We start from the raw sequence: 15,898 nt of genomic DNA on the forward strand, positions 1-15,898 counted from the left end.
GTTCTTTATCCTCAATAGCCGCAAAATAAGATTTACTTTTCTCATAGAAAAAACCTGAGACCGATTTCAAATCGACTCAGGTTTTTTTACTATTATATGCTTTTAACTAATTCAACAACTTCTTCAGCAGTTGACATTGTTAATGCTTTTTCTGCTAATGTTTCCATTTCTGCTTTTGACAACTTGCTTAGTTGTGTTCTTGCAGGAAGAATAGATGTTGCACTCATACTGAACTCATCTAAACCTAAGCCTAATAATAATGGGATAGCAAGTGCATCTCCCGCCATCTCACCACACATACCAGCCCATTTGCCTTCTTTATGAGCAGCATCGATAACCATTTTTACAAGACGTAAAATAGATGGGTTATATGGTTGGTATAAGTAAGCTACACGTTCGTTCATACGGTCTGCAGCCATTGTGTATTGGATTAAGTCATTTGTTCCGATAGAGAAGAAATCAACTTCTTTTGCGAACTGATCTGCTAATACCGCTGAAGCTGGAATTTCAACCATCATACCAACTTCAATAGAATCAGAAACAGTTGTACCCGCTTGAACAAGTCTTTCTTTTTCTTCTAATAAGATTGCTTTCGCTTGACGGAACTCATCAAGAGTTGCAATCATTGGGAACATAATTTTTAAGTTACCGTATACGCTAGCACGAAGTAATGCACGAAGTTGTGTACGGAACACATCTTGCTCATCAAGACATAAGCGAATTGCACGGTATCCTAAGAATGGGTTCATTTCTTTTGGTAAATGTAAGTATGGAAGTTCTTTATCTCCACCGATGTCAAGTGTACGAACAACGACTGGTTGATCTTCTTTTACACCTTCAAGAACTGCTTTATACGCTTCGAACTGCTCTTCTTCTGTTGGAAGATTGTCACGGCCCATGTATAAGAATTCTGTACGGTATAAACCAACGCCTTCTCCGCCATTATCGATAATACCTTGTACATCATTTGGTGTTCCGATATTAGCAACAAGCTCAACGTGATGTCCATCACTTGTTACAGTTGCTTGGTCTTTTAATTTTGCCCATACAACTTTTTGCTCTTCAAATTTCGCTTTCTTTTCTTCAAAAGAACGAAGAGTTTCTTCAGATGGGTTTACAATTACTTCTCCATCTAAACCGTCAATGATTACGATATCGCCGTTTTGGATTTTCTCCATAACAACTTTCGTACCAACAACAGCTGGAATTTCCATAGAACGAGCCATAATTGCAGAGTGAGATGTACGTCCACCGATATCAGTTGTGAAACCTTTTGCATACTTACGGTTTAACTGAGCTGTATCAGATGGTGTTAAATCTTCAGCAATGATGATTACTTCTTCAGAAATTGTACCAGGGTTTGAGAAGTTAATTCCTAGTAAATGTGCAAGCACACGTTTTGTTACGTCGCGAATATCCGCAGCACGTTCTTTCATGTATTCGTTATCCATGTTTTCAAACATAGAAATAAACATTGATGCAACTTCATCCATTGCAAATTCAGCATTTACTTTTTCGCCATTTACTTTATCTTTTACTGGATTTACTAATTCTGGATCATTTAATACTAATAAATGTGCTTCAAAGATAGCAGCTTTATCAGCACCTAGCTCAGCAAAAGCATGGTCCTTAATAGCTTCTAGTTCAGATTTTGCTTTCTCAAGCGCAGCGTCTAAGCGTGCAATTTCAGCAGCTTCATCTGTAATTGATTTCTTTTCAATGTTAAATTCAGGATTCTCAAGTCTGAAAGCCTTTGCAATAGCAATCCCACTTGATGCAGCGATCCCTTGAATGTTAAGAGTCATTATTCTCCTAATCCTTCGTTTTTCATAGTTTCTTCGATAGCTGCTAGTGCTTGAGCTGCATCATCACCATTTGCAGTGACCTTAATTTCCGCGCCTTGTTGAATTCCTAAAGACATAACACCCATGATTGATTTTAAGTTAACGTTTTTTCCGTTATACTCTAAGTTGATGTCAGAACCAAATTTGCTTGCAGTGTTTACAAGTAGAGTTGCTGGACGAGCATGAATTCCTGAGTCGCTAGTTACTTTAAAGATTTTTTCCATGATAATTTATCTCCTTCAAATACAGTATTTTTTTAGTTGTATAGACGTGAGTACTACATCATCTATTGTATATAATAGGCGATGTTCGGTCAACCACATCGCCTATTATAATTATAAACATTTTGCGTCAAATTCCTACTGAATGTCAATAATAGCGTTTTCGCCCTTCTTAACATTTCCATCTTTTTTCAATTCGACTTGTTGCCCTTGTTGTAAATTCGTAAAGACGATTGGTGTAATAATAGATGGTGCATTTTCTTTTACAAATGCAAGATCTACTTTTAATAATGGTTGTCCTTGCTTCACTTTATCACCTTGTGCTACAAGCGCTTCAAAGCCTTCACCATTTAATTTTACAGTATCAATACCGAAGTGGATTAAAATTTCTTTTCCGCCTTCAGACTGAATACCAATCGCATGTTTTGTAGGGAATACATTTACAATCTCACCATTAACCGGAGAAACTACTGTTCCTTCTGTTGGCTCAATCGCAAATCCATCTCCCATCATTTTCCCTGAGAATACTTGGTCAGGTACTTCTGTAATCGGTAAGATTTTCCCTTCAATTGGTGAAACGATTGTTTCATTTTCATCAACCTGTTGAGGAGCTTCTTCCACTTTTACAGGCGCTTCTTTTTCCACATGAGGTGTACGACCTGACATAATATCATGAATTTGTGATTTTAATGTGTCAGATTTCGGTCCGAAAATAGCTTGAATGTTATTTCCAACTTCAAGTACACCGGCTGCTCCAAGCTCTTTTAAGCGGTCTTTATTTACATTTTTTTGTTCGTTAACTTGAACGCGTAAACGAGTAATACAAGCATCTAACGAAGCAATGTTTTCTTTACCACCAAGTGCTACTAATACTTCACGTGGAAGTTCTCCTGCTTCTGTTTTCCCTGCGCCTTCATTAGCATTCGCTACTTCACGACCAGGTGTTTTTAAGTTCCATTTACGGATTGCGAAACGGAATCCGAAGTAGTAAATAACTGCTAGTACAAGACCAACAATAATTACCCACCACCATGCCGTACGACCTGGTAGTACACCGAATAATATGAAGTCAATTAAACCACCAGAGAATGTCATACCAATTTTAACACCTAAAATTTGCATTGTCATAAATGATAGACCAGCGAATACTGCATGAATTCCGAATAATACTGGTGCTACGAATAAGAATGAAAATTCAAGCGGTTCTGTAATACCTGTTAAGAAAGATGTTAATGCAGCAGATCCTAAAATACCAGCTGCTAATTTTTTATTTTCCGGACGTGCTTCATGGTACATTGCTAATGCTGCTGCTGGAAGACCGAACATCATGAACGGATACTTACCAGTTGTAAATGTACCTGCTGTTAATTCTACGCCGTCTTTTAACTGTGCCATAAAGATTTTTTGGTCACCACGGATTAATTCGCCAGCTGCATTTGTATACTGACCGAATTCGAACCAGAACGGTGAATAGAAAATATGATGTAATCCAAATGGAATTAATGAACGTTCGATTAAACCGAATATAAATGCTGCTATCGTTCTATTTGCATCAATCATTTGATGTGAGAACGTATTTAAGCCACCCTGAATGTATGGCCAAATGAAGCACATGATAATACCTACCACTAAAGAGAATGTTGCAGTTGCGATTGGTACGAAACGCTTACCTGCAAAGAAACCTAAGTATGATGGTAATTCAATGTTAAAGTATTTATTATAACAATATGCCGCTACTATCCCGACGATAATACCACCAAACACTCCTGTTTGCAGCGTTGGAATTCCTAATACGTTTGCATATGCTGGATCTGAAAATCCAATTTTCACTGGATCTGTTCCAGTGCTTGTTACTTTCACTAGTTTATCTACTTCTAAGAACACACTCATCGTTTTGTTCATAATTAAGTATCCGACGAACGCTGCTAAACCAGCTACTCCGTCTCCACCAGCTAAACCGATCGCTACCCCAACTGCGAATAATAGCGCAAGGTTAGCGAAAATAATATCGCCAGATTGTTCCATAATTTTTGCAACCATTACGAACCAATCTGCTTTTAAAGCAGGGATAACATTTGTTAGTTGTGGATTTTGAAATGCATTACCAAATCCAAGTAAAATACCTGCTGCCGGTAAAATCGCTACTGGAAGCATAAGCGCTTTTCCGACTTTTTGAAGAACACCAAAGATCTTCTTAAACATGGAAACCCTTCCTCTCTTATCTATATTGATACTTTTCGACAAACGCCAAAAAGGCATGAGGAAAAAAAAGATAGAACGATAGCTATACAAAGGGTAGTATGTCCCTTTCTTTAGCTTACATTCCCAACTTTTCTCCACTCATGCCTGATCGAATCAGTAACACGTGTCAAAAATAGGATTACGTATAAGTTCACTATAATTAAAGCAAACGTTTTCGTTATTTACCTTAATGTGTTTGTCGAATTTTGTATAACTTTGCAATAGTTATTATACATAACTATTGTAAGCGATTCAATCATTTTTTTTAACGTTTTCATTTTAGACAAAAATATATGTCTTTTTACACATGTTCTGCTTTCACTAATCGTTGTAAATGCATCGTTAAATAAATACTCTCCGCTTCATAAACAGGAAGTTGTAATTCGTTCTGCATTACTTTGACTAGCTTCCATGCCAAATTGTAACAAACTGGATATTCTAATTTTAATAAATCAGCAAAACTTTGTGCTTCTTCTACTTTTTCTCCTTTTTTCACCCGTTCAATAGCATATTGTAAATGGCGAATAAGGCGTAAATAATGAATGCTTTCTTGGTCTAATGTAATTTGTAGGTTTGTCTCAATTAAAGACACAAGTTGTGCAATAAGACGAGAATTTTGATTAACAGAAGATAAATCAGAGTTTGTAAGCGAGCTATAAATATGGAGTGCGATAAAGCCAACTTCTCCTTCTGGCAATGTAATTTGCAAACGAGAATTTAAAAGTTTCACAACTCCTTCAGCAATTTCATATTCTTCTGGATATAGCATTTTCGTTTCAACTAAAAAAGGATTATCTATTGTAAGTCCTTGTTTCAGCCTTTTAATTGCAAAAGAAATATGATCTGTTAAAGCGATATGAATATGTTCATTTAATGGAGACTCCGCTTTTTCTTGAATGTATAACATAATATCATTCATCAATTCAATTAGCTTTTCACTCACATGCGGCACTAAAAGTTTGTATTGTTCTCGATCACGTTCATTTTTTAAAACAAACATTTTCTCAATTTGTTCTTGCTCCAACACATCTTCAGCCTTTTTTCCAAATCCAATTCCTTTACCGATCACTACTACTTCCTCGTGTTCAGGATGGCTAGCAATGATGACATTATTATTTAAAACTTTTTTAATTTCTAGATAATTACTCATATAACACCACCCTCGTACTTAAATAGCCTACTTTTATGTTACAGAACATTCTTCTTTGTCGTCAATGTAAAACATCTACCATTTGATAAAAATTCATTTTTTAGACATGTTTGTATATGATGCGTATAATGTAAGAGCAACTGTACATAGAAAGGAGATAGCAACATGATTAAAATGTTTGTAAGTGATATTGACGGTACAATGATGCAACATGGAGGTCTGATTGATGAACAGGATGTTGCGGCACTTCGCAGTCTTGCTGAGCAAAATGTTATTCTTTGCTTCGCTTCTGGACGACTTGATAATGAAATCGCAGACTTAATGAAAGCTGTAAATACAAATTTCCATCGTATTAGTGTAAATGGTGTGTTTGTATCCACTAATGAAAATAAGCAACTATTATCCGCAAATTTTGATTCCAGCATTCTTCCTGATTTACTAGCTATGACAAATCAAGACCCTTATTTCCGTTATGTAAGTGATGAGCATAATTACTATATTGAAGAAAAGACACCTTTTATTCATGAACTCGAAAAACAAGTAGCAATGACTTCTGTTGAAGAGCCAAATTTATTACAGAAAATCGATGATACAATTTTTCCAAATAAAATTTCTATCGGTGGAACAAAAGAAAACTTACAACTCCTTCAAAAAAAGATCGATGAAAAATTCCATGGAAAAGTTAGTACTTTCATTTCAGCTGAACAATGTTTAGATGTAATGCCACCAAATATTAGTAAAGGTTCTGCTATTTCTGTTTTATTACAAGAGTTTCAAATACAACCAGAGGAGGTTGCATGCATAGGGGATTCTTACAATGATATTCCAATGTTTTCTTTAACTCCTCATAGTTTTGCTATGTCTCAAGCTGATGATGCGGTAAAAGAGCACGCTCACTATGTAGTAGATGCTGTCAAAGATGCCGTTAACCAAGTACTTGTTTATAATGAAGAAGCAAATAAAAATACGACTCGATCCTTATAAGGATCGAGTCGTATTTTTATTTCTTTACATGTTGAAAACATCAAAGTTCACTGTACTTCACAAACTGAAATATATTACTTGTTACGTGCGATGTTCGTAATAAACTTGTAACGATCCCCACGATAAATACATTTCACATACTCTAACGGTAACTCACCTTCTGAATATGACCATTGACGCATTACAAGTACAGGCGCCTTTTTAGGAATATGCAGATGTTCAGCTTCATTATCCGTTGCAATTGAAGCTTCAATTGATTGAGTAGCGCGAACAAGCTTAAAGCCCAGTTTTTTCTCTAAATGTTCATATAAAGATTGTTGTAATATTTCTTCGTTAATATCTTTCACAAGAGTTGGCGACAAATATGTCGTCTCAAATGCAATCGGTTCGTCATCAGCTAAGCGCGTACGCCTCACTTCATAAACCGATTCTCCCTCTTGTATTCTCAGCCGGTCTGCTATTTTAGCAGTAGCTGGAACTAGGCGGAAACTTAATAACTGGCTGCTCGGTTTCATACCACGAGAAATCATATCTTCTGTGAATCCCGTCATTCCTTGCAACTTTTGCTCCACTTTCGGAAGTTGGACGAACGTTCCAATCCCACGTTTCCGGTATAAATAACCTTGTTCCACTAAGTTATTAATCGCCTGTCTGATTGTCATACGACTCACTTCGAACTTATCACAAAGTTCATTCTCAGATGGAATTTTATCTCCCGGCTTCCATTCGCCTTCCTCAATTAGCTTTTTCACCCACTCTTGAATCTGATAATAAATCGGAAATGGTGAATACTTGTCGATGTTCATCAGCAATCGCCTCACTGCATAAAGATAGAGCTTCTGGATCTGCGATTACGGTTACATTCGGATGACGTTGTAAAACTGTAGCAGGACACGCTTCACTATATTCACCTTGCAATAATTCTTTAATAGCTTCTGCCTTTTTAGATCCCATAGCAACAAGTAGAATTTGTTTCGCTTTCATAATACTTCCAATTCCCATTGTAATCGCATGAGTCGGCACATCTTCTTCATTTTCAAAGAAGCGAAGGTTTGCTTGGCGTGTAGATTCTGTTAATTCTACAATGTTAGTTGGAGAATTAAATGGTGTTCCTGGCTCATTAAATCCGATGTGACCGTTTTCACCGATTCCAAGAATCTGTAAGTCAACTGGGTTAGCTACTAGAATGCCTTCATAACGCTTGCACTCTTCCTCTAAATCACTTGCCATCCCATTCGGTACATAAGTTTGTTTAAATGGAAGATGATCAAACAACTGTTCTTGCATGAAATAGTGATAGCTGTTTTTATCTTCGTGTGGTAAATTTACGTACTCATCTAAGTTTACAGTGGTTGCATGACTTGTATCAAGTTTATTTTTTCGCATTTCTGCATAAATACCTAATGGAGAGCTTCCTGTAGCCATTCCTAAAGTTGGATTTTCTTTTGATTTTACAACCTCTTTAATTAACTTATAACCTGCTTCTGCTAATTCTTCTGGAGTTTTTACAACAAGAATATTCATCTAATTACTTCCCTTCCTTCATATGAATTCCTAAACGAACCGTATCATATACATGTAATTCTTCAGTCATAACAACAAAGTCTGCATCTTTACCTACCGCTAACGCGCCTTTATTATTTAATCCAAATTCTTCTGCTTGGTTAACTGATGTCATTAACACTGCCTCCTCGATTGAACATCCTGTAAATTCAATTACATTTCGGAAAGCTTGATCCATTTTTAAAATACTACCAGCTAACGTTCCATCTTCTAATCGGGCACTGCCATCTTTTACATGTACTGGCTGTCCGCCAAGCTCATATAATCCTTCTTCAAGACCTTTTGCACGCATTGCATCTGTAATGACACTTACTTTTTTCGGTCCTTTTAATTTATATGCTAATTTCACCATATCAGGGTGAATGTGAATACCATCTGTAATTACTTCAACCATTACATCTGGATTTAATAACACATGACCAACAACTCCTGGTTCACGATGATGTAATCCACGCATTTGATTGTATAAATGTGTTGCATGTGTAATTTTTCTATTTTTCAGTTGTGCATCAATTGCATCTGTATGCCCCATTGTGCCAACAACACCTGTTTCAGCAAGATACTGTTCAAACTCTAACGCACCTTCTTCTTCCGGTGCATATGTTACTAATTTAATTAAATTACCGCTTGCTTCCTGCCATTGTTTAAATTGCTCGATACTCGCAGGAACGATATGTTCAAGTGGTTGTGCACCCGCACGTTTTTTTGAAACATATGGTCCTTCTAAGTGAATATATTCGAAATGTGCTCCTTTGTCTTTCGCTTCCTTCGCAGCACTTAGCGCCGCTTCAATCGCTTCTGGAGCTTGTGTCATTGTTGTTGGGAAGTAAGTTGTAACTCCTTCTTTTAACATTTCTTTACCAAGAGTTACTAATCCATCGCTATTTGCATCCATCGCATCAATATCGTATCCACCATGAATATGAACATCAATCATACCTGGAATCACAATCTTTCCTGCCACATCTAACACAGTTTCATTTTCTTGTGATACATATTGAGCCATCAAACCAATTTCTTTAACTGTTTCTGTGTAACGAATAAATCCGTTTTCCACTACTTCTTTACCTGTATAAATTTCGGCATTGATGACAACTTGCGTTTTCATTTTCATCGACCCTTTCCCATGAAATACCTACTTATTATTATTACCTTATTCGCCTAATTCCATCTTAATATACACACAAGTAGTTGTCTATACATTCTAATGAAATTTCCTCTTCGTTCAGCGAAAAAAGGAAATTGATTTCTTTTTCATTCTAATATATATTATCCATTTTTACCAAAATGGATAATAACCTCTTATATAATTAGTTACTTAAGTAATGGCATAAGACCGCTTGCCCCCATAGTAATATGTTCACCATCTGTTTCTATTTCCACAGTTCGCTTGTTTGTTCCATATATCATTATACCACGCTGTTTTAATCGTCTTACTACACTCTGATGAGGATGCCCATACGGATTTCTACTCCCGTACGAAAGAATAGCGAATTGTGGATCTACTTTTTTTAAGAATGTTTCACTCGTTGAAGTATACGAGCCATGATGCCCAACTTTTAATACATCTGCATGTACATCAAATTGCTTTAATATTTCATTTTCCGTCCGTATATCAGCATCACCCATTAATAAAAAGTCCGCTTTACCATATCGAATCTTTAACACAATTGAGGACTCGTTATTCTCGTCTTTCGATTTACCATTGTTTAATACTTGTATAGAAACATGTGGATCTAACGGTATATATTGTCCTTCCTTCACTGAAATGAAAGGTATGCCCCTTTTTTTAATATTATTCCGATACGTATGATAAGTAAATGAACTATATGTTTTTCCACTATCTAATACGAGTGAAACCGGCATTTGTTCTACAATTGGAATAAGCCCCCCTATATGGTCCATATCAGGATGAGTACTTACAATCACATCTAAATGATTAATTCCTTTTTCAATTAGTTTTTGAATAATAACCTCTCCTGCTTCATAAGGGCCCCCATCTATTAACATCGTTTGACCATTTGGCAATGTAATAAGTGTCGCATCACCTTGTCCAACTTTTAAAAAACTCACTTTCATTTTACCAAAATGTTGCCGATGCATATGTATAGAAGACGCAGTATGAATAGACATCATATATCTTTTAGCCGATGCGCTGTTTAACGAAAAACATAATAAAACAGAAACCAACAATAGAATACTCCGTACACCTTTCATAACTCGTCTCCTTTTTTCATTTAGTATGGCACGCTCTGTAATTGATATACAAAAAAAGCTTAGCAAAATGCTAAGCTTTTATTTTGATAATTCCTGTAAAGAACCAAAGAATAAATCTGCTTCATTCATTTGTTCATTTTCTTCCGAAAGAGGTGGTAAATCATCTAATGTTTTCAATCCAAACGTATCTAAAAATTCTTTCGTCGTTCCGTATAAAATAGGGCGCCCTGGTCCTTCCGCTCTTCCCGTTTCTTTTATAAGTAAGTGTGAAACTAACGTTTGTAATGCCTTGTCCGTTTTCACACCTCTAATCTCTTCCATTTCTGTCCTTGTAATCGGTTGACGGTACGCAACGATTGCCAACGTTTCAAGAGCTGCTTGAGAAAGTGAAGCCGCGGTTGGAGTATCTATTAATTTTTGATAGTACGAAGCATGTTGTTTCTTTGTTGCAAAACGATACACTTTTGCATATTGTACAATTTGCAAACCGCGATTCGATCCTTCGCATTCTTTTTGCATTTCCTCTATACTGTTTATTACTTCTTCCACTTCAACTTCCAGAACTTTAGCTATCTGTTCCGGATAAATCCCTTCGTCACCTGCAACAAATAAAAGCCCTTCAATAATCGATTTTTGTTCTTTTCTATCCATTTTACGAACTCCTTCCTCCTATTTCCCATAAAAAACACACATAAAAAAACCGAATCACAGTAAATGCGTTCGGTTCAATATTTCTTCTCTCGTTCCAAACGATACATTAAAACCTAACATGAGATAAAATATTTCTATCCCATCTTCACATCAACTCTATACGGATTTATTAGAGCTTGATACGAAAATTTCATCAAAATTATGTTCCTGCTCAATTATGATTTGTTGATTTTTCATTAGCTCAAGAACCGCTAAAAATGTTACAACCATTATTTCACGTTCTTCATCAGCAAACAAATCATAAAAGCTTTGACGACCGCCTCTTACTTCTAACTGTTGTAGAATATCAGTCATTCGCTGTGCAATTGGTATTTCTTGGCGAGTAATTCGCGTTGTTACGGGGGTTTTTGCTTTTTTACGACGCATTAGCTTTTGAAATGCCGCTAACATATCATATAACGTAACATCAAGAGGCAAGCTTGTCTCCTCTTCTTGTTGAAATGATGTAAAATCAATTGGCGGACGTGTATATAGCTGTGCTCTTTCTTGTTCTCTTTCTTTTAACTCAGTAGCAACTTGCTTATATTTCTTATATTCAATTAACCTCTCCATCAATTCTTGACGAGGATCATCTATAAAGTCTTCACCGTTATCAGGTACATCTTCTTCTTGTTTCGGTAACAACATTTTACTTTTAATTTGTAATAACGTTGCAGCCATTACTAAATACTCACTGGCAACATCTAATTGTAATTCTTTCATCGTATGGACATAAGATAGATATTGCTCTGTAATTTTCGCTACAGGAATATTATATATATCAATTTCGTAACGATTTATTAAGTGTAACAATAGATCTAAAGGCCCTTCAAAAGCCTCTACTTTAAAATTATACTGCACAAAGCATCCCACCACATTTTTTCTATAACACCATAAGTATAGAGCATACTCATGTTCTATCCAACCTTTTTAAGAAATTTAATTAAAAATAGACCTATGCCCATGTCATAATGCCCACCGCTTCATATGATAACAATGTAGTAAGAACAATGTAGGAGGTCAAAAAACTATGGGTCACGTTGATTGCGGTTTTAGCGGTGGATTCGCATTACTAGTTGTACTGTTCATTTTACTAATCATTGTAGGAGCAGCTTGCTTCTGCTAATATGAAGCAATAAAGCGACTAGGGATATTTCCCTAGTCGCTTATTGTTAATATTTCTATGATACACTGTACATATAACCGTTAGACAGGAGCGAAAAAAATGTATCCTACCGAGTACATACAATTTTTAATTCATTTTCACGGAGACTATGATTATTTTGAATGTCATGAAATATTAGAAGAATATTGGAAATTAAAGCCTAGAGGAGAACGTGACAATTACTTAGTCGGCCTCATTCAAATTGCTGTTTCCTCATACCATCATAGACGATCCAATTGGAATGGTGCAGAGAAGATGATAAAAAGCGCAATAACAATTTTAGAAAAGAGCAGCGCGCAATTACATCAATTAGGAATAGATCATAAACAACTTATGTTCTTATTAAATGAAAGATTACACTCTATCCACAAAAAGGAAATTTTTGCGCCGTTATTTTTACCCTTATTAGACGTATCGTTAGAAAAACAATGCATACAGTTATGTAAGAAACAAAACCTCTCTTGGAAAGATGTGAACGTCATTCCTGGTGAATACATCATAAGTAAGCACACATTGCGTGATCGAACAGAAGTCATTTCTGAGCGACACGAGCAACTACAAAAAAGAAAGCAGAGATAATAAACTACTTATCCCTGCTTTCATGAATGTATATTTTGTTCAAGCTCTTTACACTTTTTGCAAAAACTTGCTGTTTGCTCATTTCCGCAAATTGTAAACTCAAGAAATTTACTCTTAAGCTCTTGAACCATCTTCGTCCCAATCCCCATATGACGGTGAGACGGATTCACGCTCAAATGCTGAATTTCCAATACCTGATCTTCTTTTTTTATAATCCCCATTATCCCAACAAAATCTTCATTTTGTTTCCACAAATACAATTGCCAATCCTCTTTCGCTTCATATTCTTTCATTGTCAATTGTAATGTTTTCACATCTTTTTCAGTTGGCATAAATGAAAGAAGCCCCATTGCAATTTTTTCATAACTTTTTTTAAAACGAATTAACATAACCCTTATCCCTTCTTACAAAAGTTACAAACTATTTATCCCCTCAATCACTCTTTTCATATCACATTCATTCTACAATATTTTTACCAGAGTGAGAAGGGGCTGAAATAACTTGATAATCATACAAAGCGTTAAGAAGAAAGTCAAATATATGTTTCCACGCTATTTCTTTCTATTACACCGCTCAAAAAAGAGACAATACTATATAGGAACTAAAAGGAAAATCCCTTTCTCATCACATTTCACTTATTAACCACTTTTGAACAAAGTAGTTCTACCAAAAGCAATATGTTAAGAGAAATACATTTATTGAAGCATATAATTCGTACTCCATCCTATGTATTTTGTTAAAAGTGTGTTCTCATGAACAATATAATTTAACGTTAGTAGCCTTCCTATTTGTGTCATATACTTTAAAATATATACCAATCCCTGTTTATAGGAAATAGAAAAAGAGAGCAAAATCGCTCTCCTTTTCTCGTAACTTATTCTTCCCAAACTTTAACTTCTTTCATTACATCGCCTTGACGCATGTTTAATACTGTTTCAATACCGCTTGTTGCTTTACCGAATACAGTATGTACGCCATCTAAATGCGGTTGTGGCTCATGAACAACAAAGAATTGGCTACCACCTGTATTACGGCCAGCATGTGCCATAGAAAGTGAGCCAACAAGATGTCTATGAGGATTTCCATCAGTTTCACATGGGATAGAGTAACCTGGGCCACCTGCTCCTGTGCCTGTTGGGTCTCCACCTTGGCTTACGAAGCCAGGAATAACGCGGTGGAATGTCACACCATCATAAAATCCTTGCTCTGCTAATTTTTTAAAGTTTTCTACTGTTTTTGGTGCCTCTTCTGGGAAAAATTCTAAATCGATTTTTTCGCCATTTTCCATTAATATGTATCCTAAAGTTTTCATATGTATATGTCTCCTTTCAACTATCTCAGCACTATATTACCATATTCATGACGAGAAACAAAAAGAATCCGACAATCTGCATACTTCTTTTTTGAAATGTGGAAGAAGCTAGGTGACAAATAAGAAAAATATACTATAATAACTGTGTTGCCCGAAAATTTAAGAAAGAGAAAGGGAGCGATTTTTCGTGAAAACGAAATTACTAGCTCTGCTATTAGCTGTAGCCGTATTTATTATGCCAACAGCTTCATTTGCAGACATCATTGAGGGAGAATCAATTGTTACACTAGGAGAAAACTTATCTGAACAACAGAAACAAGATCTTTTGAAAGAAATGAAAGCACCAAAAGATGCACAAATTATTACTGTATCTAATGCGGAAGAACATAAATTTCTAGAGGGCATCGTTCCAAAAGCGCAAATTGGTACGAGAGCAATTTCCTCTTCTATGATTACATACACAAAACCAGGGTCAGGTCTCATTGTACGCTCAAAAAACATTAATTCGATAACAGATGCAATGTACACAAATGCACTTATTACAGCAGGTGTGAAAGATGCAGAGATTCAAATTACTGCACCATTTAAAGTTTCAGGAACTGCTGCTTTAACAGGTTTAATGAAGGCCTATGAAACAACATCAAACAAAGCCATTCCTGAAGAAGTAAAAAAAGTAGCCAATGAAGAAATGGTACAAACAGCCCAGCTTGGTGATAAAATCGGCGAAGAAAAAGCAGTTCAACTTGTTGCAAAAATTAAAGAAGAAATTGCAAAAGAACAGCCCAAAACCACTGAAGATTTACGTTCATTAATTAAAAAAATTGCTGATCAACTTGGCATTACATTAACAGATGAACAGTTGGATAACTTAGTATCGTTATTTGATAAAATGAAAAATCTTAATATCGATTGGAACCAAGTTGGTAGCCAATTAGAAAAAGCAAAAGACCATGTGTCTGCCTTCTTAGGATCTGATGAAGGGCAAAGTTTCCTAGATAAAGTAAAAGATTTCTTCTCTAGTATCATTGATTTCGTTAAATCTTTATTCAAGTAAAAAAGAAGCTCGCCAATGACGAGCTTCTTTTTTATACAAGTAACGGTAATTTCATAATAGCTTCTTCAACCGAACGGACAACATAATTTGCTTTCTCCTTCACATACGGATGAGCATGATGGAGGGTGAAGGAGTGCGGGGTTACTTCAAACATAGAAATATCATTGAAAGAATCTCCAATACATGCAACTTCATTTGCTTCAATTTGTAAATGTTCCATTAATCGCTTCAGAGCGCTTCCTTTACTTACACCTCTTGGCATAATGTCAACATATCGCTTACCCGATATAAAGACTTCCGCTTCGCTATGAAATGTATCTCTCAACTCTTGATCTAATGCTACAATTTTTTCTTCTTCGCCAAAAACAAATAATTTCGCAGGATGTACAGTCTTCCCAAATTCCTCTTCTAACTCTTCGATTTCAGCAATATGCACTCCCATATACTCTTCAAAAGTATGGTGATGTTCATTCTTCCTTTTTGTATATCGCTGCTCATTTGCACAAACAATATCTGCTAGTCCCTTTTTATGTATATATCGATATATTTCCTGGGCAACCCCATCTTCAAAACTCGATTCATGAAATACTTTTCCATCCGGTAGTATCATTGTCGCTCCATTTAAACTAGTTGTGTAATACGGGAACGAAAACCTTTTTACCGCCTCATCAATTCGGTGAGTAAAACGGCCAGAGGCAAAACAAATATTTGTCCCGTTTTCAGCTAGCCAACAAAGCGCTCGTTCATCTTCTTTTTGCATATCATTCATATTGTAAACGAGTGTATCATCTAAATCACTTACAAATAGTTTAATCATGTCCTCTTCCCCTTCCATACACAATATCTACTCTAATTGTACAAAAAAAATGTTTGATTTT

Annotated in this window: 17 protein-coding genes; 4 read left to right on the forward strand and 13 right to left on the reverse strand. The window is 35.9% G+C overall.

What is annotated here, in order from left to right:
• Positions 1 to 92: 92 nt before the first annotated feature.
• The 4 genes from ptsP to glcT all read right to left on the reverse strand — a co-directional run bounded on the left by ptsP (position 93) and on the right by glcT (position 5,456).
• Positions 93 to 1,805, reverse strand: coding sequence for a phosphoenolpyruvate--protein phosphotransferase (gene ptsP, locus CQ058_RS09565; RefSeq protein ID WP_105589641.1), 1,713 nt, complete (start codon positions 1,803 to 1,805; stop codon positions 93 to 95).
• On the reverse strand, positions 1,805 to 2,068 hold the full coding sequence (gene ptsH, locus CQ058_RS09570) for a phosphocarrier protein HPr (protein WP_002033915.1): 264 nt from the start codon (positions 2,066 to 2,068) through the stop codon (positions 1,805 to 1,807). Before ptsH ends, ptsP begins: the two co-directional genes overlap by 1 nt.
• Positions 2,069 to 2,203: 135 nt before the next feature.
• Entirely contained in the window at positions 2,204 to 4,267 is a 2,064-nt protein-coding gene (ptsG, locus tag CQ058_RS09575) for a PTS glucose transporter subunit IIABC (protein ID WP_002014901.1), read from the reverse strand.
• Between the two features lie 340 nt (positions 4,268 to 4,607).
• The gene (gene glcT / locus CQ058_RS09580; RefSeq protein WP_002033914.1) at positions 4,608 to 5,456 is read right to left on the reverse strand and encodes a glucose PTS transporter transcription antiterminator GlcT; all 849 of its coding nucleotides are present in this window, start codon (positions 5,454 to 5,456) and stop codon (positions 4,608 to 4,610) included.
• A 165-nt stretch (positions 5,457 to 5,621) separates the two neighbouring features.
• Between glcT and CQ058_RS09585 the strand changes: the two genes are divergently transcribed.
• Positions 5,622 to 6,440 (forward strand): HAD family hydrolase, encoded by an 819-nt coding sequence (locus CQ058_RS09585; RefSeq protein ID WP_105589642.1) that lies wholly within the window; start codon positions 5,622 to 5,624, stop codon positions 6,438 to 6,440.
• A 74-nt stretch (positions 6,441 to 6,514) separates the two neighbouring features.
• Here CQ058_RS09585 and phnF read toward each other — a convergent pair whose 3' ends face one another.
• The 6 genes from phnF to CQ058_RS09620 form a co-directional block, all read right to left on the reverse strand.
• Complete coding sequence (gene phnF, locus CQ058_RS09590) at positions 6,515 to 7,246, reverse strand: phosphonate metabolism transcriptional regulator PhnF (RefSeq protein WP_105589643.1); 732 nt, start codon at positions 7,244 to 7,246, stop codon at positions 6,515 to 6,517.
• Complete coding sequence (gene nagB, locus CQ058_RS09595) at positions 7,176 to 7,964, reverse strand: glucosamine-6-phosphate deaminase (protein ID WP_105589644.1); 789 nt, start codon at positions 7,962 to 7,964, stop codon at positions 7,176 to 7,178. Before nagB ends, phnF begins: the two co-directional genes overlap by 71 nt.
• Positions 7,965 to 7,968: 4 nt before the next feature.
• Complete coding sequence (gene nagA, locus CQ058_RS09600; RefSeq protein ID WP_002088433.1) at positions 7,969 to 9,111, reverse strand: N-acetylglucosamine-6-phosphate deacetylase; 1,143 nt, start codon at positions 9,109 to 9,111, stop codon at positions 7,969 to 7,971.
• Between the two features lie 206 nt (positions 9,112 to 9,317).
• Positions 9,318 to 10,220, reverse strand: a complete 903-nt coding sequence (locus CQ058_RS09605) for a ComEC/Rec2 family competence protein (RefSeq protein ID WP_002143023.1) — start codon at positions 10,218 to 10,220, stop codon at positions 9,318 to 9,320.
• Positions 10,221 to 10,298: 78 nt separating this feature from the next.
• Positions 10,299 to 10,871, reverse strand: a complete 573-nt coding sequence (gene scpB / locus CQ058_RS09610) for an SMC-Scp complex subunit ScpB (RefSeq protein ID WP_105589645.1) — start codon at positions 10,869 to 10,871, stop codon at positions 10,299 to 10,301.
• 156 nt (positions 10,872 to 11,027) lie between these two features.
• A complete protein-coding gene (locus CQ058_RS09620) occupies positions 11,028 to 11,771 on the reverse strand; it encodes a segregation/condensation protein A (RefSeq protein ID WP_002143025.1) in 744 nt (247 codons plus the stop codon).
• Positions 11,772 to 11,940: 169 nt separating this feature from the next.
• Between CQ058_RS09620 and CQ058_RS09625 the strand changes: the two genes are divergently transcribed.
• Both CQ058_RS09625 and CQ058_RS09630 read left to right on the forward strand, forming a co-directional pair.
• The gene (locus CQ058_RS09625; RefSeq protein ID WP_000510194.1) at positions 11,941 to 12,036 is read left to right on the forward strand and encodes a YjcZ family sporulation protein; all 96 of its coding nucleotides are present in this window, start codon (positions 11,941 to 11,943) and stop codon (positions 12,034 to 12,036) included.
• Positions 12,037 to 12,135: 99 nt separating this feature from the next.
• A complete protein-coding gene (locus CQ058_RS09630; protein WP_105589646.1) occupies positions 12,136 to 12,654 on the forward strand; it encodes a DUF309 domain-containing protein in 519 nt (172 codons plus the stop codon).
• Between the two features lie 20 nt (positions 12,655 to 12,674).
• On the opposite strand, the gene ribT is transcribed toward CQ058_RS09630, so the two are convergent.
• On the reverse strand, positions 12,675 to 13,043 hold the full coding sequence (ribT, locus tag CQ058_RS09635; RefSeq protein ID WP_000908403.1) for a GNAT family N-acetyltransferase RibT: 369 nt from the start codon (positions 13,041 to 13,043) through the stop codon (positions 12,675 to 12,677).
• A gap of 485 nt (positions 13,044 to 13,528) precedes the next feature.
• Positions 13,529 to 13,966 carry a peptidylprolyl isomerase gene (locus CQ058_RS09640; RefSeq protein ID WP_000853785.1) on the reverse strand — a complete coding sequence of 146 codons (438 nt, stop codon included), beginning with the start codon at positions 13,964 to 13,966 and terminating at the stop codon, positions 13,529 to 13,531.
• A 187-nt stretch (positions 13,967 to 14,153) separates the two neighbouring features.
• On the opposite strand from CQ058_RS09640, the gene CQ058_RS09645 reads away from it, so the two are divergent.
• The gene (locus CQ058_RS09645) at positions 14,154 to 15,020 is read left to right on the forward strand and encodes a DUF1002 domain-containing protein (RefSeq protein WP_002143030.1); all 867 of its coding nucleotides are present in this window, start codon (positions 14,154 to 14,156) and stop codon (positions 15,018 to 15,020) included.
• 31 nt (positions 15,021 to 15,051) lie between these two features.
• Here the strand turns inward: CQ058_RS09645 and CQ058_RS09650 are convergent, their stop codons facing one another.
• On the reverse strand, positions 15,052 to 15,855 hold the full coding sequence (locus CQ058_RS09650; RefSeq protein WP_002014913.1) for a Cof-type HAD-IIB family hydrolase: 804 nt from the start codon (positions 15,853 to 15,855) through the stop codon (positions 15,052 to 15,054).
• Positions 15,856 to 15,898: the final 43 nt, after the last annotated feature.

The sequence above is a fragment of the Bacillus sp. MYb56 genome (assembly GCF_002976445.1).
Classification (GTDB): Bacteria; Bacillota; Bacilli; order Bacillales; family Bacillaceae_G; genus Bacillus_A; species Bacillus_A mycoides.

What these genes read in the sequence shown, in the direction of transcription:
- nagA (WP_002088433.1), bottom strand. Translation starts at nt 9,111, where the DNA reads ATGAAAACGCAAGTTGTCATCAATGCCGAAATTTATACAGGTAAAGAA.
- CQ058_RS09625 (WP_000510194.1), top strand. Translation starts at nt 11,941, where the DNA reads ATGGGTCACGTTGATTGCGGTTTTAGCGGTGGATTCGCATTACTAGTT.
- ptsP (WP_105589641.1), bottom strand. Translation starts at nt 1,805, where the DNA reads ATGACTCTTAACATTCAAGGGATCGCTGCATCAAGTGGGATTGCTATT.
- CQ058_RS09650 (WP_002014913.1), bottom strand. Translation starts at nt 15,855, where the DNA reads ATGGAAGGGGAAGAGGACATGATTAAACTATTTGTAAGTGATTTAGAT.
- ribT (WP_000908403.1), bottom strand. Translation starts at nt 13,043, where the DNA reads ATGTTAATTCGTTTTAAAAAAAGTTATGAAAAAATTGCAATGGGGCTT.
- ptsG (WP_002014901.1), bottom strand. Translation starts at nt 4,267, where the DNA reads ATGTTTAAGAAGATCTTTGGTGTTCTTCAAAAAGTCGGAAAAGCGCTT.
- nagB (WP_105589644.1), bottom strand. Translation starts at nt 7,964, where the DNA reads ATGAATATTCTTGTTGTAAAAACTCCAGAAGAATTAGCAGAAGCAGGT.
- CQ058_RS09630 (WP_105589646.1), top strand. Translation starts at nt 12,136, where the DNA reads ATGTATCCTACCGAGTACATACAATTTTTAATTCATTTTCACGGAGAC.
- ptsH (WP_002033915.1), bottom strand. Translation starts at nt 2,068, where the DNA reads ATGGAAAAAATCTTTAAAGTAACTAGCGACTCAGGAATTCATGCTCGT.
- CQ058_RS09605 (WP_002143023.1), bottom strand. Translation starts at nt 10,220, where the DNA reads ATGAAAGGTGTACGGAGTATTCTATTGTTGGTTTCTGTTTTATTATGT.
- glcT (WP_002033914.1), bottom strand. Translation starts at nt 5,456, where the DNA reads ATGAGTAATTATCTAGAAATTAAAAAAGTTTTAAATAATAATGTCATC.
- CQ058_RS09585 (WP_105589642.1), top strand. Translation starts at nt 5,622, where the DNA reads ATGATTAAAATGTTTGTAAGTGATATTGACGGTACAATGATGCAACAT.
- phnF (WP_105589643.1), bottom strand. Translation starts at nt 7,246, where the DNA reads ATGAACATCGACAAGTATTCACCATTTCCGATTTATTATCAGATTCAA.
- CQ058_RS09640 (WP_000853785.1), bottom strand. Translation starts at nt 13,966, where the DNA reads ATGAAAACTTTAGGATACATATTAATGGAAAATGGCGAAAAAATCGAT.
- scpB (WP_105589645.1), bottom strand. Translation starts at nt 10,871, where the DNA reads ATGGATAGAAAAGAACAAAAATCGATTATTGAAGGGCTTTTATTTGTT.